Source organism: Mesorhizobium sp. CA12 (genome assembly GCF_020165255.1).
In the GTDB taxonomy this organism is placed as follows: domain Bacteria; phylum Pseudomonadota; class Alphaproteobacteria; order Rhizobiales; family Rhizobiaceae; genus Mesorhizobium.
This window is the reverse complement of the sequence record NZ_JAIUHT010000015.1, coordinates 1-24,015: the sequence shown is the minus strand read 5'-3', so window position 1 is coordinate 24,015 and position 24,015 is coordinate 1. Positions and strand designations below refer to the sequence as shown.

Below are 24,015 nucleotides of genomic sequence, written 5' to 3'. Positions count from 1 at the left end.
GACCTGAAATCATCCGACTCTGGGCAGTCGGTCAGGAGGCCCTGGCCTCCGGCATGCCGGTCAGACGCATATAGGCAGAAAGGTAGTCGCGCGCCATTCTTGTCGCCGAGAACCTTTTCTCGAAGACCGCCCTCACCTGCCACCGGTCGAGTTCGAGAAGCGCGGGCATCGATGCGACCGCATCGTCGACATTGTCGACGACGAAGCCGGTGACGCCATTGTCGACGATCTCCGGCAGGGCGCCGTTGTCCCAGGCGATCACCGGTGTGCCGCAAGCCATGGCCTCGATCGCGACGAGGCCGAACGGTTCCGGCCAGTCGATCGGGAACAGCAGGCCCGCCGCGTTGCCCAGGAATTCGGCCTTCTCGTCTTCCGTGATCTCGCCGACATAGTCGATGCGGTCGCCATCGATGAGCGCCTCGATATTATCGCGGAAATAGGCGCGGTCGTCGTCGCCGATCTTGGCCGCCAGCTTCAGCTTCAACCCGGACCGGCGCGCGATCTCGATGGCGCGGTCCGGCCGCTTGTCGCGCGACAGGCGGCCGAGGAAAGCGAGATACGGCTCTTCCCCATGTGGTTCATAGGTCGGCCGGTAGGCATCGAGCGGCAGTCCGTGATGGATCGTGGCCAGCCAGTTCGCATCCGGCAAGCCGCGCTTCTGGCTGTGCGAGATCGAGATCATCGGGAAACGCGGGAAACGCTTGTAGGCCGGCGCCAGGTCGACATAGTCGAGCCTGCCATGCGGCGTCGTCACCGTGCGACCCGCGATCTGCTCGAAGAACGGAAAATGCAGGAAATGGCTGAGATGGAAATGAATGACGTCGAATTCGCCGGCGCGTTCGCGCACATCGGCGAGCATCGCCAGATGCGCGGCGATTTCCGATTTCTTCGGCCGCGGGTCGAGGCGTATCGCCTGGTCGCGGCCTGGCACCAGTCGCGCCGATGTCTCGCTGTCACCGCTCGCGAACAGCGTGACGTCATGCCCGAGCTCGACGAGTGCCTCGGTGATGTAGAAGACGATCCGTTCCGTGCCGCCGTAAAGTTTCGGCGGCACGGATTCATAAAGCGGCGCGACATGGGCTATGCGCATCTGGTCCCTCAGCTGTTGACGCGAGGCAAAATGCGTCAGCCGCGAGATCGTTCCTGCCCAATTGGTCGCGGGTTAGCCTCAGGACTTACGGCTGCGCCGTGCCAAAATGTTCGCCACCAGCAAAAGCAGGATGGATAGCGCCATCATTAGGGTCGCCGCGGCAGTGATGGCGGGCGAGAGTTTTTCGCGCAGACCGATGAACATCTCGAGCGGCATGGTGCGCTGGCTGGCGCTGGCCAGGAACTGCACGACGACCACTTCGTCGAAGGAGGTGACGAAGGCGAAGGCCGCGCCCGAAAGCACGCCGGGCAGAATCAGCGGCAGCATGACGCGGAAGAACGACGTCAGGGGTTTGGCGCCGGAGATCGCCGCGGCTCGCATCAGGTTGCGGTCGAAGCCGGTCAGGCTAGCGCCTACCGTCACCACCACGAAGGGGCTGGCCAAGGCGGTATGCGCCAGGATGATGCCGGCATAAGTGCTGGCGAGCCCAACGCGGGCGTAGAATAGATAGGAACCGACGGCTGTGATCACCACCGGCACGATCAGCGGCGAAAGAAGCAGCGGCATGATAATGCGCCGACCCGGAAACTTCTCGTCGGAAAGCGCGATCGCCGTTAGTGTCCCGAGCGTCGTCGCGATCACCGTCGTGCCGAGGGCGATGATCAGGCTATTGCCGATCGCCGACTGCCAGCGCTGGGTGCCGAGCACGACCTCGTACCAGCGCATCGAGATGCCCTCCAGCGGGAAGATGAAGAAGGCGCCGCTGTTGAAGGAGAGCGGCACCGGGATGAGGATCGGCACCAACAGGAACAGGATGACCAGCCCGCACCAAATCCACAGCAGCGTGATGCGGATGCGTTCGCCTGTTGTGGGATAGGGAGAGAGCAGCATGGGCTACACCAGCTTCAGGCGGTCGAGGCCGAGGACGCGGGCAAAAATGCCGAACAGCGCCAAGGTGAAGACGAGCAGGATGAAGGACAGCGCCGCCGCCATCTCCCAGTTCAGTTCGACATTGACGTAGTTGGCAATGAAATTGCTGATCAACTGGTCGCTTGCCCCGCCTATCAGCGCCGGCGTGATGTAGTAGCCCAGGCACAGGATGAAGGTGAGCATGCAACCGGCCATTACGCCAGGGAACACCTGTGGGATATAGACGCGACGGAAGGCGGTGAAAGGCCTGGCGCCCAGCGAGTAGGCGGCCTTCATCTGCGAGGCCGGAATGGTGCGCATGACGCTGTAGATCGGCAGCAACGTGAACGGCAGCTGGATATGCGTCATGGCGATGATCAGGCCGACGCGGCTGTACATCAGGTCTAGCCGGTCGCTGGTGACGCCGATCAGGAGCAGGAAATCATTAACCAGGCCGAACTTCTGCAAAAGCACCGTCCAGGCCGCGGTACGCACCAGGATCGATGTCCAGAACGGCAACAGCACCGCGACGATCAGGATGGCGGCTAGCCCCTTCGGCACGTTGGCGATGAGATAGGCGAGCGGAAAGCCGAGGATCAACGTTGCTAACGTCACCGACGCCGCGACGAAGAAGGTGCGCAGGAACACCTGGATGAAGATCGCCTGCTCGGGCGGCTCCCGCTCGATGCCGCCATCGGCGTTCCAGCGCAGGTCGAGCGCGCTGAGCAGGTAGAACGAGGTGAGGCTGCTTGTGCCGCTCCGGATCGCCGGCCAGGTCGATGGCGCCGACCAGAACGGCACCGATTTCATGGCGTCGAGCGCGGCCTGGCCATCGGCGCTTTCGAGCTTGCGCACCGTCTTCAACACCTGGCTACGGGCCCCAGGCAGCCGCGCGTTCAGGCTCTTGGCCAGTTCATAGGCCGTGCCCTTGGCCTGGTTTTTCTTGAGGTCCGCCGCCAACGCGGCGAAGGCGTCGTCGCCGGGAAGGCCCTGGCCGTTCCAGCCGGCCAGGGCCGCGGTCGTCTTGGGCAGTGCGTCCGCGATGGTCGGGTCATAGACGGCGCGGGACAAAAGCAGCACGATCGGAATACCGAAACTTAAGGCCAGAAGGACGAGCAGCGGCGCTGCCAGAAGCAACGAGCGCATCCGGTCGCCGAGTTCGGCGCGGCGGAGCGCTGCCGACACGGATTTCAGATCCGCGTCGGCGGCTGACCGGTCGCGGGCCAGCGTCGGCCGGTCGATTTCGCTGGGCTGGAACGCCGACATCCCGCCTTCCTACTGAGCAAGCCAGGCGTTGAAGCGCTTGACAAGGTCCTCGCCATAGTCGCCCCAGAACTCGGTGTCGGCGACGAGATAGGCGCCGGCGAGATGATCGGGAGCATTGGGTAGCTTCGGCAGCGCGTCGGGTGCGACGAAGGAAGCCGCGTCGGTGCGCACCGGCCCATAGGTGATGTAGCTTGCGAGCTTGGCGTTGTTCTCGGGCTTGCTGATATACGCGAGATATTTGTAGGCAAGCTCCGGATTGCGCGCGCCCTTCGGAATGCTGATCATGTCGTATTCGAGGATCTGGTTGTTCCAGACGATCTTGAACGGCTTCTTGTCGGTGTCGATCGCGTTCTGGATGCGGCCGTTCCAGGCGGTGGTCATCACCACTTCCTTGGAAGCGAGAAGCTGTGCCGGCTGCGCGCCGGCGTCCCACCAGACGATATCCTTCTTGATTGTGTCGAGCTTCTTGAACGCACGGTCAACGCCTTCCGGCGTGGCCAGCACCTTATAGACGTCGGCGGGTGCGACGCCGTCCGCCATCAGCGCCCATTCGAGGTTCTGCGCCGGGAACTTGCGCATGGCGCGCTTTCCCGGGAATTTCGTCGTGTCGAAGAGGTCGAGGACCGAGGTCGGAGCTTCCTTCAGCACGGTCGGGTCATAAGCAAGGATATCGCCGTAAGCATCGAGGCCGACTCCACAATCCAGCGCCGAGCCTTCGATGAATTTGTCGCGCGGCCCGATCTTGGAATAGTCGAGCCGCTCGAGGATGCCGGCGTCGCAACCCTGCAGCACGGTCGCGGTCTCGACCGTCACCAGGTCGATCGGCACATTGCCGGTCTCAACCATCGCTTTCACCTTGCCGAGATCGCCGAGATATTCCTGTTCCAGGATTTTTGCTCCGGTCTCCTTGCTGAACGGCTCGAACCATGCCTTGCGCTGCGCATCTTGCCAGGCGCCGCCGCTCGCCATGATCGACAATTCGTCCGCGAAGGCTGCGCCGGCAATGCTCATGCAGGCCGTGGCGGCCGCGAGCGAGAGTAGTCGTGTTCTCAATTGTGTCATTGCATTTTCCCCTGTTTTGGAATGGCGCCGCCCGTTCCGGCATCAGCCGGGAAGGCGCGGCAATCGTTGGGCGCGCAGGAGACCGTCACGGTCTCGCCGTTCGCCATCGTCGCTTCGGGGCCGACCTTGACGGTCAGCACCTGGTCGTTGGCGAGCCTGGCCAGCAGGCGCAGGTGATCGCCGAGATAGATGCGCCCATCGACGGTCGCCGCCAGCGCGTTGCCGCCACCGGCGGCAGCCGTCAGGCTGAGCCGCTCGGGCCGGACGGCGACGTGGCAGGCGGCGCCTTGCGTCACCCCGACCGCCAGCGCGTTGATCTCGCCGCCGCCATTCAGCCTGACGCGGCACTCTCCACCCGAGACGCGTTCGACCACGCCTTCCAGCGTGTTGTTCTCGCCGATGAAGCTCGCCACGAATGAGCTTTGCGGGGTGTTGTAGAGATCGTCTGGCGAGCCCAACTGGGCGATGCCGCCATTGTTGAACACCGCGACGCGGTCCGACATCGTCAGCGCCTCGCTCTGGTCGTGCGTGACATAGACGATGGTGACGCCGAGCACGGTGTGGATCTGCTTGATTTCGAGCTGCATATGCTCGCGCAATTTCTTGTCGAGCGCGCCGAGCGGCTCGTCCATCAGCACCAGGTTCGGCTGAAAGACCAGCGCGCGGGCCAGCGCCACGCGCTGCTGCTGGCCGCCGGAAAGCTGCGTCGGGCGGCGATCGCCGAATTGCTTCAGCCGCACCATGTCGAGCGCGCGGCCCACACGGGCCGCGATGTCGGCCTTGCTCACCTGGCGGACGGAAAGCGGAAAGCCGACATTCTCCTCTACCGTCATATGCGGGAACAGCGCATAGTTCTGAAACACCATGCCGATATTGCGCTGGTAGGGCGGCAGCCGATCGACCGGCTGGCCCTCTAGCGTGATCGTGCCATGCGTCGGTCGCTCGAAGCCGGCGAGCATATTGAGCGTGGTGGTCTTGCCGGAGCCGGATGGGCCGAGCAGCGTCAGGAACTCACCGCGCGCGACGGCAAGGTTCATCCGCGTCACCGCGAAGCTGCGTCCGTCATAGGACTTCTCGACGTCGGCGAATTCGACAAAGCCTTGGTTGGCGCTTGCCGACACGACGGTCTGGCCGGCGCTCATCGCGCGCCTTCCCGGCTGCCGCGGGGCGATTCGGTCTGCTGCTTGCGATCCATGCCTCGTCCTCCCGGAACCGGCCCGCTGAACAGGAAGCGTCCGGCTTGTATGATCACACAATAAGGCTGAAAGTGACCATAGATGCGGACAACTTTCACCGTCAAGCGCAAAAATGCGATGTTGAGTGATAATTTTGATCAGATTGAGTGCCGTACAACCTCTATTGTATGGATCGTTGTCTTATGCTAGATGCCCGACAAGTGAGACGTCAGCCGCAGTTCGAATCCCTCATGCTCGAAAATCTTCGCCTCACCGAGGATGAAAGTCCGGTCTATCGCCGCCTTGCCGACGCGATCGCCGAACGCATTGCCGCGGGCACGCTTGCCGTCGGCGACCGGCTGCCGCCGCAACGCGAGATCGCCCGTGCATTGGGCATCAATGTCACGACCGTGACGCGGGCACTGTCCACCTTGCAGGAGCAAGGCTTGCTCGAGGCGCGCCCCGGGCGCGGCACCACGGTCGCCGCCCGCGACATTGTCGAGCGTCCGGGATTCGTGTCGGCGCCGAGCGACCAGAGCGGCATCGTCGATCTTTCCGTCAACAGGCCGCCCACGTCAGCCTATCTCGACGCCGTCGCGGCGCTGATGCCGCGCCTTTCCAAGGATCGTCACTACGCCTCGCTGCAGGATTATCATCCGCCAGAGGGGCCGCTTTGGGGCCGTGTCGCGGTCGCCGATTGGCTGAAATCGGTCGCCGGCGATGGTGATCCCGGCCGCGTCGTGCTCGCAGCCGGCGCCCAACACGGCCTCGACTGCGTGCTCGGCGCCGTCACCAGGGATGGCGAAGTGATACTTGCCGACGAGGTGACCTATCAGGGTATCAACGCGCTGTGTCGCGTCCATGGTCTCGATCTGCGTGGCGTCGCGATGGATCGCGGCGGCATGCGTCCGGATGCCTTCGAGGCAGCTTGCGTTCAGCTCCGCCCCCGTGCCGTTTTTCTGGTGCCGACACTGCACAATCCAACGACGATCACGCTGAGCGAGGAGCGCCGGCATGAATTGGCGGCCGTCGCACGCCGTCACAACGTGCTGATTATCGAGGACGACGTCTACCGTCCATTGGCCGACGATCCGCCGCCCTCCTTCGCCAGCCTCGAGCCGGAGCTGACGATCCATCTCGGCGCATTGTCGAAATGCCTAGCGCCCGGCCTGCGCCTCGGCTTCGTCATCGCCCCGCGCCCGATCGCCGGCCAGGTCGCCGCGGCGCTCCGCATCAATTGCTGGAGCATCAGCCCGCTCACGGCGTTGATCGGCGCCAGGCTGATCGAGGAAGGGGCCGCCGCCCGCATCATCGACATCCAGAAGCAGGAGTTGCGCCAGCGCCAGGCGATCTTGAGCGAAATCCTCGGCCGTTTCGACGTTCAAAGCAACCCGATCTCGACGCATGCCTGGCTGCGCCTGCCCGAGCCCTGGCGTGGCGCCGGCTTTGCCCGCACCTGCCTGGAGCGCGGCGTCGCCGTGCTGCCGGGCGACGCTTTCGCCGTCGGGCGCGAGCCGGTGCAGCACGGCGTGCGCATCAATGTCGGCGCGGCGCGATCGCAGGAGGACCTGCGTTCGGCGCTGACCATCATGGCCGAGCTGCTCGCCGCTGGCCATCTGCAATTGCCGGGCTTCGTCTGAGGCCATGACCTCCGCGCCGAAATCAGTCGAGATCGCCATCATCGGCGCCGGCGTCGTCGGGCTGGCTACGGCCTTGCGCCTTGCCGGCGAAGGACGCGAGGTTCTGGTCATCGACCCGAACGAGCCCGGCTCGGGCGCTTCGTTCGGCAATGCCGGCACGATCGCCGAATATGCCTGTATGCCGGTCGGTAATCCTGGTGTGCTGCGCGCGCTGCCGAGACTGCTGCTCGATCCCGACAGCCCGTTCTCGCTGCGCTGGGCAGCACTTTTCCAGCTCGCGCCATGGCTGGTTCGCTTTGTTCGCCAATCGCTGCCGGCGGCAACCCGAGCCAATGCGCTGGCGCTAGCCGGCCTGCTCGCCGAAGCCCTGCCGGCCTGGCGCGAAATGGTGCAGGAGGCCGGGCTTCAGGATCTGATGCGCCGAAACGGCTGCCTCTATGTCTACCGCCGCGACAGCGATTTTGCCGCCTCCGAAAGCGGGCGGGCTTTGCGGGCCGAACTCGGCGTCCATCAGCAGGCTCTGACCGCCGATGAGGTGGCCGCGCTGGAGCCGCGGCTCGCGGCGTTCGAGGCCAAAGGCCTCTATTTCCCGGATTCGATCAATGTCAGCGATCCCAGGACGGTGATGGCGCGGCTGGCGGCAGCCGCTGCCGCCAAGGGCGCTCAATTCATGCGCGTGAGCGTGACCGGCCTCGCAGCGGGTGCCGGCGGCGTGCGGCTGAGCGGCCCAGGGCTTGTCATCGCGGCGCAAAAAGTGGTGATTGCGGCTGGCGCGCGATCCCGCCCGCTCGCGGCCCAGGCCGGCGACCGTATCCCACTGGACACCGAGCGCGGCTACCATCTGGAGTTTCCGACCACGGCACCTTTGCTCAACCGCCCGGTCTGCCCGGTCGATCTCGGTTTCTATATGACGCCGATGGACGGCAGGCTCCGGGTTGCCGGCACTGTCGAGCTCGGCGGGCTCAATGCGCCGCCCAATCCGCGCCGGCTGGCGCTGCTCGGTCGCGGCGTGCGGCAGTTTTTCCCCGACATCGGCAAGCCTTCGTCACAATGGCTGGGCTTCAGGCCCTCGCTGCCGGACTCTCGCCCAGTGATCGGACCCTCGACGAAATCGCCTGATGTGATCTATGCCTTCGGCCATGGCCATCTGGGGCTGACGCTGGCCCCGGTGACAGCACGCTGGGTCGCCAGCTTAATCGCCGGCCGATCCCTGCCATCGGCCGCCGATTTTTCCGCGGCGCGTTTCGGCTGAACGGCCGAGCCTGGCAATCGATTCCGATATGTGGAAATGCGAGCCTGTGGAGCGGCCTAAGCTTTCGGCCAGCCGATAATCAAATCAACTTGATTTTCTAAAGTGGCATTCTAGGGTTGCCGCGGCTGGTAACTATCTCATGATCCCCAAGAAAGCCATCTCCGGCACCAATCTCGAGCAGGCGAAATCGCACAATCGACGTGTGGTGATCGAAGCGATCCGCATCAACGGCGCGCTGTCGCGGGCGGCGATCGCGAGGCTGACGGCGCTGTCGTCGCAGACCATTTCCAACATCGTCGAGGAATTGGAAGCGGCCGGGCTGCTGCAACCTGAAGCAACGCTGAAAGGCGCGCGCGGCCAACCCGCCGTCCCCTACTCGATCAACCCCGATGGCGGTTATTCGATCGGCCTGCAGCTCGACCACCAATTGGCCGTCGGCGTCGTCACCGATCTCTCCGGCACCGTGCGCGTGCGCATCGAGAGAGATGTCGACCGCCCGACTCCCACGCAGGCCATGCCGCTGCTAGCCGCGATCTCGAGCGACCTGATCGCAACCAGCCGGCTGGACCGCACGAGACTGCTCGGCATAGGAATGGCAATGCCCGGGCCGTTCGGCGTCGAAGGCATGACTTCGGTCGGCCCGACCGCCCTTCCAGGCTGGCAGGACTTTCCGGTGGCCGAAGAACTGGAGCGCCTGACCGGCATCGGCGTGATCGTCGAGAACGACGCCACAGCGGCGGCAGTAGGCGAGCGGCTTTATGGCGTTGCCCGCAAGCTCGACAGCTTCGTCTATCTCTTCATCGGAACAGGCCTCGGCGCCGGCCTCTTCCTCGACAGCCATCTCTACAAGGGCAGCCGCCACAATGCCGGCGAGATCGGCCACATCATCGTGCGGCCGGGCGGCCTGCCCTGCGACTGCGGCAAGCGCGGCTGCCTGGAGCGCTACGTCTCGCTGCGCGCCGCCTATGACAAGCTCGACCTGCCGGATCCGGACCATGCCTCACCCGACCTGCTGGAAGAGCTTCTGGCAACCGGCGACAGCCGCTTCGAAGCATGGCTCGCCGAAGCGGTCGAGCCGTTGCGGCAGGCGATCGACGTCCTTGAAATGGCGCTCGACCCCGAGACCGTCGTGCTCGGCGGCTTCATGCCGCTGCCGGTGATCGAGGCACTGGCCGGCCGGCTGGAACCGCTCCATCTTTCGGTGAGCTCGACCAGCGCCCGTACCACGCCGCGCGTCGTGGTCGGCGCCGCGGGAAAGGACACATCCGTCCTCGGCGCCGCGGCCCTGCCAATCTTCTCGGAAACCAACCCGCAATTCGACGTGCTGCAGAAGCCGGTCGGCTGATACGTCGGCGTTGAGCCAGGTTCCTACGAGGAGCCGGGTGCCGCAGCGGTCACCCGCCACACCGTGTTGCCGACATCGTCGGCGATCAGCAGCGCGCCGGATTTATCAACGGCAACACCGACCGGGCGGCCCCTCGCCTCGCCCTTGTCGTTGAGGAAGCCGGTGACGACATCCTGCGCCATGCCGTTGGGATGCCCGCCGCTGAACGGCACGAAGACGACCTTGTAGCCGTTGAAGCGGGAGCGGTTCCAGCTGCCATGCTCGCCGACAAAGGCGCCGCCGCGATAGGATTGCGGCAGGTTGTTCGCGGTATAGAAGGCAAGCCCGAGCGGCGCGACATGCGAGCTCAGCGCGTAATCCGGGGGGATGGCCTTCGCCACCATGTCCGGCCGCTGCGGCATCACGCGCGGATCGACATGCTGGCCATAGTAGCTGTAGGGCCAGCCATAGAAGGCGCCGTCCTTCACCGAGGTCATATAGTCCGGCACCAGGTTCGGCCCGAGCTCGTCGCGCTCGTTGACCACCGTCCAAAGCGCCTTGCTTTCAGGTTCGAACGTCAGGCCGTTGGGATTGCGCAGCCCGCTGGCGAAAATGCGCGAGCGGCCGGTGGCGCGGTCGACCTCCCAGATCGCAGCGCGGCCCTTCTCGGCCTGGATGCCGTTCTCGGTAATGTTGGAGTTCGAGCCGACGCCGACATAGAGCAGCGAACCGTCTGGGCTCGCCACCAGGCTCTTCGTCCAGTGGTGATCGATCGGCCCGCCCGGCAGTTCCGTCAGCACCTTGCCCGGCGCCGTGATCTTCGTGTCGCCCGGCTGATAGGGATAGCGCATGATGGCATCGGTGTTGGCGACATAGAAGTCGTTGCCGACCAGCGCCACGCCGAAGGGCGCGTTGAGATGGTCGAGGAACACGCCCTGGTAATCCGGCTTGCCGTCGCCATTGGTGTCGCGCAAGATCGTGATGCGGTTGCTCGGGCCGGTATCGCCGCCGGAGGTGACCCAGCTTTCGACCAGACCCATGACGATGTCCTTCGGCCGCTTGACCGACGCTTCTTTCGGCGCCTTGGACTCCACCACCAGGATGTCGCCATTGGGCAGCATGTAAACCGAACGCGGATGCTGAAGCCCCTTGGCCATCGCCTCGATCTGCAGGCCTTGCGCGACCGTCGGCTTTTCATCGTTTTTCCAGCCGACCACCGAGGCCAGATGCATCGGCGGGAATAGGTATTGCTTTATCTCCGGCAGTTTCGGATTTGGGCCGATCTGCGCGCTCGGGTCGGTGTTGTCGTCGCTGCAGCCGGCAACGCCCAGGATCATTGCGTAGCAAAGCGCCGCCGTCGTCCATTTGATTGCGCTGTCAAGTCGTCTCATCGGCCACTCCTACATGATGGCGATAGACTAGCGCCCAGCCAAGCCAGCCGGTGAAGATCAGGATGACCACCACCAGCGCCGACAAGATCAGCCCGGTCGGCACGACGGACGTCCAGGCGTCGCGCGTGTGAACGAGCATGTTGAAGAAGGACAGCACGAGCACGACGAGGTTACCCCCCATGTGCAGCCATGCAGTCGGCTGAGCGCGTATCCTGCGGTCCCCAAGAAAATCGGTAAGCCCTGCAATGGCGGCCAGGATGGCGACAATGACACCCACGGTCAGCAGCCAGGCCGAGAAATTGGCCCAGGTCATTTCCGCTGTCCGCCAGTAGGCAATATCGGTGAGCAAGGTCCCGACGAAACAGGCGATCGGGATGGTGACAAGCATCGGATGGATGGGATGGCCGGCAATGCTCGCCGTGGATTGCGGATTTTCCATGCGGAAGCTCCTTTCCGCGCTGCAGCTTGGATGTAACAGCGCAAAAACGCGAATGTTCCGCCGGAATTTCTCGCGCTCACCGGAAGGTGAACGACCGATTGTCAGCCCGCAGGCTACCGCTGGCTAGGCCTTCGCGGCTTGGTCAGCTCCGCGCGTGGACCTGCGGTATCGCCTCGTCGAGCGAGCGCTCGAAGGCATCGACCAAGGCGTCGACCTGCGCCTCGGTGATGATCAGCGGCGGACAGAAGGCGATCGCATCGCCCATATTGCGCGAGATGACGCCATTCCGCTGCAGCAAGCCGTTGACCAGCGCGCCGAGCGCTGCCGGCTTGCCCCAGGGAGCCTTGGTTGCCTTGTCGGCGACGAGCTCGACGGCGGCGATGAGACCGACGCCGCGCACCTCGCCTACCAGCGGATGCGAGGTGAGTCGGCTGAGTCGCGCCTGCAGATGCGCGCCGACCTTGCGCGCATTGCCGACCAGGTCGCGCTCCTCGATCAGCTTGATGTTCTCCAGCGCGACGGCGGCTGCGACCGGATGACCGCCGCCGGTGAAGCCGTGGCCGAACGTGCCGATGCGGTCGCTCTCGTCGGCGATCGGCTCGAACACACGATCGTTGATCAGCAGCGCCGAGATCGGCAGGTACGATGACGAAATCTGCTTCGACAGCACCATGATGTCGGGCTTGATGCCGAAGGTGTGCGAACCGAACATCTCGCCGGTACGGCCGAAGCCGCAGATCACCTCGTCGGCCACCAGCAGGATGTCGTATTTCGCCAGCACCGCCTGGATCTTTTCCCAATAGCCGGCGGGCGGAACGACGACGCCGCCGGCGCCCATGATCGGCTCGCCGATGAAGGCGGCGATCGTTTCGGGACCCTCGGCAAGGATAAGCTTTTCCAGCTCCTCGGCGAGTCGCGCGGAAAACTGCTCCTCGCTCTCGCCAGGCTCGGCGTCGCGCCAGTGGTGCGGTGTCGACGTGTGCAGGATATTGGCGATCGGCAGGTCGAAGGAGAGATGGTTGTTGGGTAGGCCGGTCAGGCTTGCCGACGCGATGGTGACGCCATGATAGCCGCGCTTGCGGCTGATGATCTTCTTGCGCGCCGGCTGTCCAAGCGCGTTCGATCGATACCAGATCATCTTGATCGCGGTGTCGTTGGCCTCGGAGCCGGAATTGGTGAAATAGGCCTTGTTCATCGGCACCGGCGCCATCTGCACCAGCTTCTCCGCGAGATCGATCAGCGGCCAATGCGCCTTGGAGCCGAAGTCGTGATAGAAGGGCAGCTTCGACATCTGTTTTGTCGCCGCTTCGACCAGCCGCTTTTCCGAGAAACCGACGGCGACGCTCCACAGGCCCGCCATCGCCTCGATATAGCGGTTGCCGGCAATGTCCTCGACATAGATGCCGTCGCCCTTTTCGACGATCAGCGGACCGGTTTCCTGGTGCTTGCGGGCGTTGGTATAGCCATGCATGTGATACCGGATGTCGCGGGCTTCAGGCGAATTCGGTGTGGCGTGCATCGTGATGGCTCCTGTGTGCAGGCGTCAAAGCGGAAATAGGACCGCTCCTCTGATCGAGAAGTCCGAAGATTCCGCCTTGCATTGTGGCGGTTGATGCCTCATCGCGCTGGCTGATCGCAAGAGCCGCGACGTCGGGATCGATAGCGCCAACAAGCTTCGGCCTGTCTCGGCAATGATATAAGTGACGCGCAGCAGGATCAGGACGTGGAGCAGGTCGATTGCATCATCGCGGGCGCCGGCGTGATCGGTCTGGCGATCGCGCGCAAATTGGCGGCGCTTGGTCTCGAAACCTTGATCGTCGAAGCGGCGGACGCCATCGGCACCGAAACGAGTTCGCGCAACTCCGAAGTCATCCACGCCGGCATCCATTACCCGCAGGGTTCGCTGAAAGCCCGGCTCTGCCTACCGGGACGCGACATGCTCTACCGCTACTGCGCCGAACGTTCGATCCCGCACCGCCGCACGGGCAAGCTGATCGTTGCGACCGACGAGACGCAGGAACCGGTGCTGGCCGCCATTCGCGCCAACGCCAACACCTGCGGTGTCGATGACCTGCGCTTCCTCACCGCCGAGGAGGCGCAAGAGCTGGAGCCGGCGCTGCGTTGCACCGCGGCGCTGCTCTCGCCCTCGACCGGCATTGTCGACAGTCACGGGCTGATGCTTGCCCTGCTCGGCGATGCCGAGGGGAGCGGCGCAATGCTCTCGCTCAACACCCGCATCGTCTCCGGCCGCGCCGAGGCCGGCCGCATCGTGCTGCGGACGATGGATTCCGCGAGCGGCGCAGAGTTCGAGGTCGCCGCACCGCGCTTCATCAACGCGGCCGGTCTCGGCGCGGTCGCGCTTGCCGGCTCGATCGAAGGCTTCGGCCGGCAATTCCTGCCGGCGCTTCGCTACGCCAAAGGCAATTATTTCTCGATTGCCGGGCGGGCGCCGTTCTCACATCTGGTCTATCCCGTGCCCGAGCCAGGCGGCCTCGGCGTCCATCTGACCCTCGACCTTACTGGCATCGCCCGTTTCGGACCCGACGTCGAGTGGACGGACACGGTCGACTATCGCGTCGATCCGGCGCGCGGCGAGCGCTTCTATGCCCAAATCCGCAAATACTGGCCCGATCTGGCCGACGACAGCCTGCAGGCAGCCTATAGCGGCATCCGGCCGAAATTGTCAGGGCCGGGCGACGCCAACAGCGACTTCGTGATCCAGGGTGCCACGACGCATGGCATCGAAGGCCTTGTCAATCTGTTCGGCATCGAAAGTCCCGGCCTGACCTCCAGCCTGGCGATCGCCGACCATGTGGTGCGCATCGTCGCGTCGTAGATCACGCAAGCCGCGCTGCATGCCACTTCAGATGATCGTCCATGAAGGTCGAGATGAAGTTGTAGGAATGGTCGTAGCCTTCCTGCATGCGCAGGGTGAGGTCGATCCCTGCCTTCTTGCAGGGCTCTTCGAGCAGCCATGGGCGGAGGCCATCCTGCAGGAAGCCGTCCGCCGTACCCTGGTCCACCAGGAATTCCGGATATCGCTTGCCGTCCTCGATCAACAGCGTCGCGTCATAGGCGCGCCAGATCTTTTCGTCCGATCCGAGATATTTTTCGAAAGCCGGCCGCGACCACCCGGCCGTCGACGGCTGCACGATCGGCGCGAAGGCCGAGCAGCTCCGGTAGCGCTGCGGATTCTTGAGCGCGATCGTCAGCGCGCCATGTCCGCCCATCGAATGGCCGAAGATGGCCTGGCGTGACATGTCGGCGGGGAAGTTGGCGGCGACGAGCGCCGGCAATTCCTCGGCGATATAGGAATACATCCGGTAGTTCTTCGCATAGGGCTCTTGCGTCGCGTCGAGATAGAAGCCGGCGCCGCAGCCGAACTGCCAATTGTCCTTTTCGTCCGGAACGTCGGGTCCGCGCGGGCTGGTGTCGGGACACACGACGACCAGCCCGAACTCGGACGCCATCCGCCGGTACTCGCCCTTGTCCATGGCATTTGCGTGCGTGCAGGTAAGGCCCGACAGGTACCACAGGACCGGGAGCCGCCCGTCCTTGGCTTGCGGCGGTACGAATACCGCAAAGGTCATGTCGCAGGCGCAGCCTTCGGAAGTGTGCGAATAGACGCCCTGGATTCCGCCATGCGATTTGGAGATGGAAACGACCTTCATCAGCCCTGCCTCTCGCGGGAAAATCTCAATCCGGCATAACCGCCGGTCGGAGCCTGCGCAACCGTACGCTTGGCAAAACTGTCGAGGCGATGGAACAGCCCGGCGCTCGTTAGCCCCGCCGGAGCAACACTGGCCCTGTCCCGCCGCCCATCGATGCATCGCCGAGGGGAAGACGCGCGTTGCACGTCCGATTTTCCGAACGCCCTTTGGCTTTCCTTGTTTGAGGTCGCCGGCCGCGGGAGTAATAGTCGCGTCGGAATTCGTGAGGAGGAGATGATGACGCTGAACTTCGACCCGAGGGCGAAGGCCACGACCCTCTACCATGGCGAATTCCGGCCGATGTTCATCGGCGGCAAGTGGGTCGCGGCGCAATCCGGCCAGCAGATGCAGGCGCTGAACCCGGCAACCGGCGAAGTGCTGGCGACGGTGCCGCGCGGCGGAGCGGCGGATATCGACGCTGCGGTGGCCGCGGCGCGCGCGGCCTTCGAGGGCCCGTGGTCGAAATTCTCGCCCTACGAGCGGCAATGCGTGCTGCTCAGGATCGCCGACCTGTTCGAGAAGCATTGGGAAGAGCTCAGCGTCTCCGACACGCTCGACATGGGGTTGCCGATCACCCGCACGCTGGCCAACCGGCGCCGGGTCATCGGCATGCTGCGCTTTTATGGCGGCATGGCGACCGCGCTGCACGGCGAGACGATCGACAATTCCATCCCCGGCGAGATCGTCACCTTCACCCGGCGCGAGCCGGTCGGCGTCGTCGGCGCGATCATCCCGTGGAATGCGCCCACCGCCGCCTCGATCTGGAAGATCGCGCCGGCTCTCGCCACCGGCTGCACCGTCGTCCTGAAGCCGTCGGAGGAAGCGTCACTGACGCCGCTGCTGATCGCCAAGTTGATGCAGGAAGCCGGCGTCCCCGACGGCGTCGTCAACATCGTCACCGGGACGGGCGCCGAGGCCGGCGCGCGGCTTGCCGAGCACCCGGACGTCAACAAGATCGTCTTCACCGGCTCGACGCTGACCGGCCAGGCGATCGCCCGCGCCGGCGTCGCCAACCTCAAGCGCATCTCGCTCGAGCTCGGCGGCAAGTCGCCGATCATCGTCTGCCGCGACGCCGATATCGATAAGGCCGTCCCGGTCGCGGCGATGGCGGTGTTTGTGCATTCGGGCCAGATCTGCATTGCCGGCTCGCGCTTGTTCGTGGCGCGCGAGATCCATGACGAGTTCGTGCGCCGGGTCGCCGAGTTTGCCGGCAAGCTGCGCGTCGGCCACGGCATCGAGGCTGAGACGGAAATCGGGCCGCTGATCAATGCCAGGCAGGCCGGCAAGGTGGAGAGCTACATCAAGGCGGGCAGCGACGAAGGCGCCAAACTGGTCGCCGGCGGCTCGCGGCTGACGGGCGAGCTCTATGACGGCGGCAACTTCATCGCCCCGACCGTCTTCGGCGCAGTGTCGGACAAGATGACGATCGCGCGCGAAGAAATCTTCGGGCCGGTCATCTCGGCGATGCCCTTCGACACGCTGGATGAGGTTGTCGCGCGTGCCAACGCGACGCCTTACGGTCTCGCGGCCGGCATCTTCACCACCAATCTCGGCGCCGCGCACAAGCTCGCACGTCGCGTCAAGGCCGGCTCGGTCTGGGTCAACATGTATCACGCCATCGACCCGGCTGTGCCGTTCGGCGGTATGAAGATGTCCGGCTACGGCCGCGAAGGCGGCATCGAGCATCTGCACGAATATCTGGAGACGAAGGCGGTCTGGATCCAGACCGACTGATATTCAGGTGCGGCCGCCTGGGACGCTCGGTTTCTCAGGCCTGCGGCGGCTCGCCGGCATAGGCGCGCGCGATAAGAGCCCGGATCGGTTCCCGCTCCAGCGCCCGCGGATTCCAGTACGGATTGGCCAGCGCGCGGTCCGCCGCGATGTCGATCCCGTCTGGCGGCATGCCTATCTCAGATAGAGCGCGCCTGGCGCCGATCCGGCCGGCGAGATCGTAGAGAGCCATGGCAGGATCGTCCGCCTTCAGCACGGCCCGCAGGGTTTCCATGACGGCCGGAACCGCGGGCGCGTTGTAGGCCAGCGCATGCGGCAGCACGATCGTATGGGTCTCCGCATGCGGTAGGTCGAAACTGCCGCCGAGCGTGTGGCAGAGCTTGTGGTGCAGCGCCATGCCGACCGAGCCGACGCAGATGCCGCAGAGCCAGGCGCCGTAAAGCGCCTCGGAGCGAGCGTCGCGGTCATGCGGGCTCCCGGCGATGACCGGCAAGGCGCGCACCAACGCACCGATGGCCTCAACGGCCATCAGATTTATCACCGGGTTGCTTTCCCTGGCATAGAGCGCCTCGACCGCATGGGCGATGGCGTTCATGCCGCTCGTTCCCGACAAGGAAGCAGGAAGCGTCATCGTCAGGTCGACGTCGTAGATCACCACTTCCGGCAGCACCTTCGGGCTCGACTGGGTGACCTTCACGCCATCCTTCGTCTCGCCGAGGATCGGCGTCATTTCCGAGCCGGCATAGGTCGTGGGCATCACGATCTGCGGCAGGTCGGTGCGCAAGGCGATCGCCTTGGCGAGGCCCGTCGTGGAGCCGCCGCCCACCGCAACCAGTCCGTCGACGTTGAGTTCCGCCACGACCCGCAGCGCATCCTCGGTCACCGACACCGGCGTATGCATCGTCGCCTTGGCGTAGATCCCGGCGGCGGTGCCGCCCAGCGATCCGGCAAGACGCCGGGCATCAGCCTCGCGCGGCGGCGTTGCCAGCACGAGCACGCGTTTCAGCCCGAGCCGGTCGATCTCTTCCGGCAATCTTGCGATGGTGCCAGATCCGAAGACCACGCGTGCCGGCTGGCTGTTGTAGACGAAGCTTTTCATCGAGCCTCTCCTTCGTCAGCCGCGACACGCAGCAGGAAGGGATTGATGCCGACGCTTTGCCAGACATTGGCGGCATTGAACGGATCGGTCAATTAGTGTCCAATATGGACAGACGCTAGCCGGATGCCGTCGTGACGACGAAGAGGCGCGCGCTGACCGGCAGCATGCGCGGTCCGGGATTGTCCGCGGCCGGAAGCGGATATTGACCGATCGCGTCCTGCCGTCGGGAAACAAGCGCAGCCGCGAGACAGCCGTGACGTCAGGCGATCCGCTGCTCGAACTGCGCGATGTCCGCGCTCTTGCGCAGACCCGTCGCGACGACGGACACGCGGAACTTTCCGGCCAGTGCGTGGTCGAAGATAGCGCCGACGATGATGTCGGCATCCGCGTCGACTTCTTCCCTTATCCGCGTCGCGGCTTCGTCGACCTCGAACAGCGTCATGTCCATGCCGCCGCAGATGGATACCAGCAGCCCCCTGGCGCCGGACATGGAGGCTTCATCGAGCAGCGGATTGGCGATCGCCGCCTCGGCTGCGATCTTGGCGCGCCCCTCCCCGGAGGCCTCGCCGGTTCCCATCATCGCCCGGCCCATGTCGCGCATTACCGACTTCACGTCGGCGAAATCGAGATTGATCAGGCCTTCCTTGACGATCAGGTCCGTGATGCAGCCGACACCCGCGTAGAGAACGCGGTCCGCCATGGCGAAGGCGTCGGCGAATGTTGTCCTGGCGTCCGCGACCCTGAAGAGGTTCTGGTTTGGAATGACGATCACCGTGTCGGCGCTCTCGCGCAGCCGTTCTATGCCTTCCTCGGCCGCCTGGGTTCTGCGCTTGCCTTCGAACACGAAAGGCTTGGTGACCACGGCCACCGTCAAGATGCCGGCGTCGCGTGCGGCACGCGCAATCACGGGCGCGGCGCCCGTCCCGGTGCCGCCGCCCATGCCGGCGGTGATGAAGCACATATGCGTTCCCGCAAGGTGATCCATGATCTCGTCGATGGATTCCTCCGCGGCGGCGCTGCCGACCTGGGGCAGCGATCCGGCGCCGAGGCCCTCGGTCACATGCGCGCCCAGCTGGATCAGCCGCGACGACTTCGACATGGTGAGCGCCTGCGCGTCGGTGTTGGCGACGACGAACTCGACGCCCTGCAGCCCTTCGGCGATCATGTTGTTGACGGCGTTGCCGCCGGCGCCGCCGACCCCGACAACGGTGATCTTGGGCCTCATCTCCAGGATTTCCGGCTTGGCGGTCATGTTCTCATCTTTCTACCGTAGGCACCTGCTGCTCCGCCGCACGATCGTGCGGAACCGGAACAACAAGCACACGAATCAGGCGATCCCCACCAACCGCAGGGAATCAGAGCAGGCGCCTCCCTGCAAGGTCCGCTGACATTCTGCAAGCGCAAACGCCTCGGGCGACGGCTGGAAAGCGTCCGGGCGCTCGAGTTATGCGAGCCGGCGTCGTTGCGGGAATTCTATTGCGTCACCGAAGTCGAGGTGCCCCAGGTGTCCGACAGCACGTAGCCTTGCGGGTACGGGTCCGTCGGATCGAGATAATAATTGTGCTCTCCGGTGATCCAGGCTCTGCCCGTTATCTGCGGCACGATCGCCTTGCGCCCGGCGACTTCGGTGAGTTCGAGGATCTTGCCGGTGAAGCGCGAGCCGATGATCGATTCATGAATCAGCACCTCGCCTTCCTTCATCTGGCCCCGCGCCTGCAGCACAGCCATGCGGGCCGAGGTGCCGGTTCCCGTCGGGCTGCGGTCCGAGCGCCCGGGCGAGACGATGCAGGTGTTGCGCGTGACGTTGCCCCGCCCTTGGAACGGCATGGCGAATTGCACGATGGACACACCGCGCACATTGTCGAACTGCGGATGCACGACATCGAGCTGCTCGCGCGCCGCGCGGCGGACTTTCTCGCCGACCACGGCCAACTCGCGGGCCTCGTCGGGCGCGACCGAGAAGCCGAGCGCGGGCGCATCGACAATCGCGTAGAACATGCCGCCATAGGCGATATCGGCCTTGATCGTGCCGAGCCCTTCCACCTCGATATCGGCATCGAGGCGCTCGGCGAAGGCTGGCGCGTTGCGGAAGGTGATCGACAGGCATTTGCCGTCGCTGCATTCGGCGCGCACCTCGATGACGCCGCCGGGCATATCGAGCTTGAAGCGCGTCTCAGGCTCCTGCATCGGCACCATGCCGGTCTCGAGCAGAACCGTGGCGACGCAGATCGTGTTGGAGCCGGACATCGGCGGATATTCGGTTGGTTCCATGATGATAGCGCCTGCGGCGCAATCCTCGCGCGTCGAGGGCAACAGCAGATTGACGTGACGGGCAACGCTGCCGCGCGGCTCGCAGATCAGCATGCGCCTTATATGATCGTGATCGCGCTCCATCGTGATCATCTTTTCCATCATCGTGCGGCCTGCCGGCGGCAGCACGCCGCCTACGATGACATCGCCGATCTCGCCCTCGGCGTGGCAGCCGACGACGCGGATGCTGGTTCTAGTGCGCATTGCTTTCTCCCGTCCGCCGTGACTATCGGCCTGTTTCATGTTCCGGCGGATCGGCGCCGCAACCCCGACCTGACACGCGCGCTTGAGCTGCCTGCCGATGGCGGCCCGAAGGATACCCATCCCGCCTTGGCGGCGCTATTATGTCCCTGCGGATTTCAAGAGCCGGGCGCGAAGCCGAGCCCGTTTGGAAGTCAAGCCAGTCCGAACCGCTCGACGGCGCGCATGATGCCGCGCAGTTCGGCGAGGCCCTTGAGCCGGCCGATCAGCGAATAGCCCGGATTAATCCTTGTCTTGCCGATGTCGTCGGCGAGGAGGTGCCCATGGTCCGGCCGCATCGGAATGCGCCAGTCAGCGCGGCCTTCCTTGCGGCGGCGCGCTTCTTCCTGCATCAGCGCGAGGATGACATGCGCCATGTCGGTGCCTCCCTCGAGGTGCTCGGCTTCATAAAAGGAGCCGTCGCCCTCGATGGTGACGTTGCGCAGATGGACGAAATGGATGCGCTCGGCGAACTCCTTGACCATGGCGACAATGTCGTTGTCGGCGCGCGTGCCGTAGGAGCCGGTGCAGAACGTCAACCCGTTGGCCGGGCTGTCGACGGTATCGAGGATGAAGCGCTCATCCTCGGCGGTCGAGACGATGCGCGGGAGGCCGTAGAGCGAGAATGGCGGATCGTCGGGATGGATGCACATGCGCACCCCCTCCTCCTCGGCCACTGGAATGATCTCGCGCAGGAACCAGGCCAGGTTCTCGCGCAATTCCTTCGGTCCGATTGCATCATAGTCAGCCAGGGCCTCGCGAAAGCTGTCGCGGTTATAGGCGCGCTCGGTGGCGGGCAGGCCGGCGATGAGATTGCGCTCGATCCTGTCGATCTTCTCGTCGCCGAGCTCCTTCAGCCGCGCTTCCGCCTCGGCGATGCGGGCAGGCGTGTAGCCGGCCTCGGCATTCCGGCGCTTCAGCACGAACAGATCGTAGGCCGCGAAATCGATCGCATCGAAGCGCAGCGCGTAACCCGTCGTCGGCAGGCGATAGGCCAGATCCGTCCGCGTCCAGTCGACCACCGGCATGAAATTGTAGCAGATCGTCGCGATACCGGCCTTCGCCAGGGCGCGGATCGTGTCCTTGTAGAAACCGACATAGCGGAGCCGCTCCGGCGAACCGATCTTGATCGAGTTGTGGACCGGAATGCTCTCGACCACCGACCAGGTCAGCCCCGCCGCCTCGATGATGCGCTTGCGCTCGAGGATGTTTTCCAGCGGCCAGACACGCCCGTCATAGATGTCGTGCAGGGCCGAGACCACGCCTGTCGCACCCGCCTGCTTGACATGATCGAGTGTTACCGGATCGTCCGGGCCATACCAGCGCCAGCACTGTTCCATTGCCGCTTTCCTCCGCGAGGTGGGCAACTTATTGTTGGACGACAACGAGAGTCAAATAGGCCAGCGACAGGCTGGCTTACGCCTATCTGATGAGCCGCCATCTCGATTTCGCCCTGCGTTTCCTGCCGAAAGAACCCGGCTTCCGAGACGTGACCAAAGGAGTTCAGCAATGAAGGATTTTGACGGCAAGGTCGCGCTGGTGACCGGAACGACCGGGATCGGTCTCGCAACTGCCAGGCGCCTCGCCGCCGGGGGCGCTGCGATCGTCGCCTGCGGCATCGACCGTTCGGCCAATGCCGCGATGCGAGCGGAATTGGAAAGCTCCGGGGCCGGCACGCTGGTCGTGGACACCGACGTCTCCGTGCCGGACCAGGTTCGCGACGCCATCGCCGCCGGCGTCGAGCGTTTCGGCGGCCTCGACGTGATCGTCAATTCGGCGGCGGTCCATCCCTATGGAACCGCGACGACGACCGACTGGGAAACCTGGAACAAGGCGATGACGGTCAATGTCGGCTCGATCTATCTGACCACCCATTTCGGCATTCCGGAAATGATCAAGCGCGGCGGCGGCGCCATCGTCAATGTCGCCTCGGTGCAGGGTTTCGCCTGCCAGCAGAACGTCGCCGCCTATGCCACCACCAAGGGCGCCATCCACACGCTGACGCGTTCGCTGGCGCTCGACTATGCGGCAGCCGGCATCCGGGTCAATTCGGTCAGCCCCGGCTCGATCCGCACGCCGATTCTTGAGAAGGCCGCGCGCGGCGACAACGGCAGCGATGCCGACGTCGAGGAAGCCTACAGGCGCTTCGGCGCGGCCCATCCGCTCGGCCGCATCGGCGAGCCCGAGGAAGTGGCGGAGCTGATCGCCTTTTTGTGCTCTTCCAAGGCCGGCTTTTGCACCGGCGCGGACTACAAGATAGATGGCGGCCTGACCGCCGGCATCGGCGTGAAGTGACCATGAAGATCGATCTTGGCCTTTACCGGGAGTCGCGCCAAAGAGGAGCGTTCCCGGCTCTATGCGCACGTCGCCGATCTAGTCGACGACCTTGCCACGCCGTGGCGCGTCAGCGTTGCTGTTGCTGCACCCGACTGTCGGATCAGGCCACGAGTCGGCGCTGCCGACCGACGCCAACCGCCTTCACCCGCTGGCTCCGGCTGGCGGTGGTCCGTCTGTCAGATGCCTGTGGGTCTCGAAAATGCGTAACTTTTCAGGATATCCTAGCCGCAGCGTCGTGTTGCAGCGGGGGCATCTGAAAGTGGCAATGACCTTGAACCATGAGCCCTTGCGGATGATTGGATGCTCGCATCTTGGACAATCAAATCTGAGATATTCGTGATTTAAGCTCTCTGGGATCGGCAATCAAAACACCCCCGATTGATGCAGATCCCCCATCGCAGGTGATGGTGGGCATCCACGAACTGGCAATGAAGAGACTATGCTCGCCAGCACCCACCAATGGACTTCTCTGGAAGATGTTTCGTGGCCGGGACCTATGAGTTGCCGGGTAGGACGTTGGTCTCACGCAGGGTCCGACTGACGGACAAGCACAGCTGTTCGCGCAACAGCACAGGCTCTCCCTCGTTGCCAAATCGCTTGCCGCACACGTTGCCAGTTTGCGCATTCCTGGGCACCCAGTAGCGGCCCGTCGGCTTCGGTCACGGGCTCTTTGTTACGCCGAATTTTAATCATGGGAAGCATTGCCTCTCCTGATGGTGCAGCACACCGAGCAGTAGAAGAGCTGCCCGACGTCCTTCGTTCAAAGGGCGTAACCATTAGCCAGAGTTGATATAGAGGCCGCCAGCCGACTTTTTTAAAGTCGGTTAGGCCCGGCGGTTCATCCCGATCCACCCCAAAACGGCGGACTGTCGGGCCGCTCTGGTCGGCAGCATCTCAAGAGCGGATATGACGCGGAGTGTTGTCGAACAGCCCACCTTTTGGGCATATCCAGTTTACCGGACCGCGGCCCGGCCTTTGACAGGAATAGAACCAAATGAATTTGACGGTATTTGGGATTGGCTATGTCGGTCTCGTCCAGG

General features: G+C 64.4%; 19 protein-coding genes. 6 read left to right on the top strand and 13 right to left on the bottom strand.

Annotated elements, in window-relative coordinates; all coding sequences use genetic code 11:
• Nucleotides 1-31: 31 nt before the first annotated feature.
• From LB520_RS22555 to LB520_RS22535, 5 genes are all read right to left on the bottom strand, one after another.
• A complete protein-coding gene (locus LB520_RS22555; protein ID WP_224639431.1) occupies nt 32-1,090 on the bottom strand; it encodes a glycosyltransferase family 4 protein in 1,059 nt (352 codons plus the stop codon).
• Nucleotides 1,091-1,168: 78 nt separating this feature from the next.
• Complete coding sequence (locus LB520_RS22550) at nt 1,169-1,981, bottom strand: ABC transporter permease (protein ID WP_224639429.1); 813 nt, start codon at nt 1,979-1,981, stop codon at nt 1,169-1,171.
• A gap of 3 nt (nt 1,982-1,984) precedes the next feature.
• The gene (locus tag LB520_RS22545; RefSeq protein ID WP_224544941.1) at nt 1,985-3,265 is read right to left on the bottom strand and encodes an ABC transporter permease; all 1,281 of its coding nucleotides are present in this window, start codon (nt 3,263-3,265) and stop codon (nt 1,985-1,987) included.
• 9 nt (nt 3,266-3,274) lie between these two features.
• A complete protein-coding gene (locus tag LB520_RS22540; protein WP_095769807.1) occupies nt 3,275-4,327 on the bottom strand; it encodes an ABC transporter substrate-binding protein in 1,053 nt (350 codons plus the stop codon).
• Nucleotides 4,324-5,469: an ABC transporter ATP-binding protein gene (locus LB520_RS22535; protein ID WP_224639426.1), complete on the bottom strand. Its 1,146-nt coding sequence runs from the start codon at nt 5,467-5,469 to the stop codon at nt 4,324-4,326. The genes LB520_RS22540 and LB520_RS22535 overlap by 4 nt, the downstream gene beginning before the upstream one ends.
• A gap of 284 nt (nt 5,470-5,753) precedes the next feature.
• On the opposite strand from LB520_RS22535, the gene LB520_RS22530 reads away from it, so the two are divergent.
• From LB520_RS22530 to LB520_RS22520, 3 genes are all read left to right on the top strand, one after another.
• The gene (locus tag LB520_RS22530) at nt 5,754-7,142 is read left to right on the top strand and encodes a PLP-dependent aminotransferase family protein (RefSeq protein ID WP_224544944.1); all 1,389 of its coding nucleotides are present in this window, start codon (nt 5,754-5,756) and stop codon (nt 7,140-7,142) included.
• Nucleotides 7,143-7,146: 4 nt separating this feature from the next.
• Nucleotides 7,147-8,394 (top strand): NAD(P)/FAD-dependent oxidoreductase, encoded by a 1,248-nt coding sequence (locus LB520_RS22525; RefSeq protein ID WP_224639424.1) that lies wholly within the window; start codon nt 7,147-7,149, stop codon nt 8,392-8,394.
• A gap of 139 nt (nt 8,395-8,533) precedes the next feature.
• Nucleotides 8,534-9,739: an ROK family transcriptional regulator gene (locus tag LB520_RS22520; RefSeq protein ID WP_224639423.1), complete on the top strand. Its 1,206-nt coding sequence runs from the start codon at nt 8,534-8,536 to the stop codon at nt 9,737-9,739.
• A 23-nt stretch (nt 9,740-9,762) separates the two neighbouring features.
• Here LB520_RS22520 and LB520_RS22515 read toward each other — a convergent pair whose 3' ends face one another.
• The 3 genes from LB520_RS22515 to LB520_RS22505 all read right to left on the bottom strand — a co-directional run bounded on the left by LB520_RS22515 (nt 9,763) and on the right by LB520_RS22505 (nt 13,067).
• Nucleotides 9,763-11,055 (bottom strand): PQQ-dependent sugar dehydrogenase, encoded by a 1,293-nt coding sequence (locus LB520_RS22515; protein ID WP_411969930.1) that lies wholly within the window; start codon nt 11,053-11,055, stop codon nt 9,763-9,765.
• A gap of 40 nt (nt 11,056-11,095) precedes the next feature.
• Nucleotides 11,096-11,548, bottom strand: coding sequence for a DUF2231 domain-containing protein (locus LB520_RS22510; RefSeq protein WP_224600674.1), 453 nt, complete (start codon nt 11,546-11,548; stop codon nt 11,096-11,098).
• 142 nt (nt 11,549-11,690) lie between these two features.
• Complete coding sequence (locus LB520_RS22505; protein ID WP_224639417.1) at nt 11,691-13,067, bottom strand: aspartate aminotransferase family protein; 1,377 nt, start codon at nt 13,065-13,067, stop codon at nt 11,691-11,693.
• Nucleotides 13,068-13,271: 204 nt separating this feature from the next.
• Between LB520_RS22505 and LB520_RS22500 the strand changes: the two genes are divergently transcribed.
• Complete coding sequence (locus tag LB520_RS22500; protein WP_224639416.1) at nt 13,272-14,384, top strand: NAD(P)/FAD-dependent oxidoreductase; 1,113 nt, start codon at nt 13,272-13,274, stop codon at nt 14,382-14,384.
• Between the two features lies 1 nt (nt 14,385).
• Here the strand turns inward: LB520_RS22500 and fghA are convergent, their stop codons facing one another.
• Nucleotides 14,386-15,219 (bottom strand): S-formylglutathione hydrolase, encoded by an 834-nt coding sequence (fghA, locus tag LB520_RS22495; RefSeq protein WP_224639414.1) that lies wholly within the window; start codon nt 15,217-15,219, stop codon nt 14,386-14,388.
• A gap of 276 nt (nt 15,220-15,495) precedes the next feature.
• On the opposite strand from fghA, the gene LB520_RS22490 reads away from it, so the two are divergent.
• Nucleotides 15,496-16,992: an aldehyde dehydrogenase family protein gene (locus tag LB520_RS22490; RefSeq protein ID WP_224639412.1), complete on the top strand. Its 1,497-nt coding sequence runs from the start codon at nt 15,496-15,498 to the stop codon at nt 16,990-16,992.
• Between the two features lie 34 nt (nt 16,993-17,026).
• Here the strand turns inward: LB520_RS22490 and LB520_RS22485 are convergent, their stop codons facing one another.
• The 4 genes from LB520_RS22485 to uxuA form a co-directional block, all read right to left on the bottom strand.
• A complete protein-coding gene (locus LB520_RS22485; RefSeq protein WP_224639410.1) occupies nt 17,027-18,088 on the bottom strand; it encodes a maleylacetate reductase in 1,062 nt (353 codons plus the stop codon).
• Between the two features lie 259 nt (nt 18,089-18,347).
• Complete coding sequence (gene ftsZ, locus LB520_RS22480; RefSeq protein WP_095769817.1) at nt 18,348-19,340, bottom strand: cell division protein FtsZ; 993 nt, start codon at nt 19,338-19,340, stop codon at nt 18,348-18,350.
• Between the two features lie 221 nt (nt 19,341-19,561).
• Nucleotides 19,562-20,602 (bottom strand): proline racemase family protein, encoded by a 1,041-nt coding sequence (locus LB520_RS22475; protein ID WP_224639408.1) that lies wholly within the window; start codon nt 20,600-20,602, stop codon nt 19,562-19,564.
• A gap of 191 nt (nt 20,603-20,793) precedes the next feature.
• Nucleotides 20,794-21,978: a mannonate dehydratase gene (gene uxuA / locus LB520_RS22470; protein WP_224639396.1), complete on the bottom strand. Its 1,185-nt coding sequence runs from the start codon at nt 21,976-21,978 to the stop codon at nt 20,794-20,796.
• Between the two features lie 169 nt (nt 21,979-22,147).
• On the opposite strand from uxuA, the gene LB520_RS22465 reads away from it, so the two are divergent.
• Nucleotides 22,148-22,933, top strand: a complete 786-nt coding sequence (locus LB520_RS22465) for an SDR family NAD(P)-dependent oxidoreductase (RefSeq protein WP_224639394.1) — start codon at nt 22,148-22,150, stop codon at nt 22,931-22,933.
• Nucleotides 22,934-24,015: the final 1,082 nt, after the last annotated feature.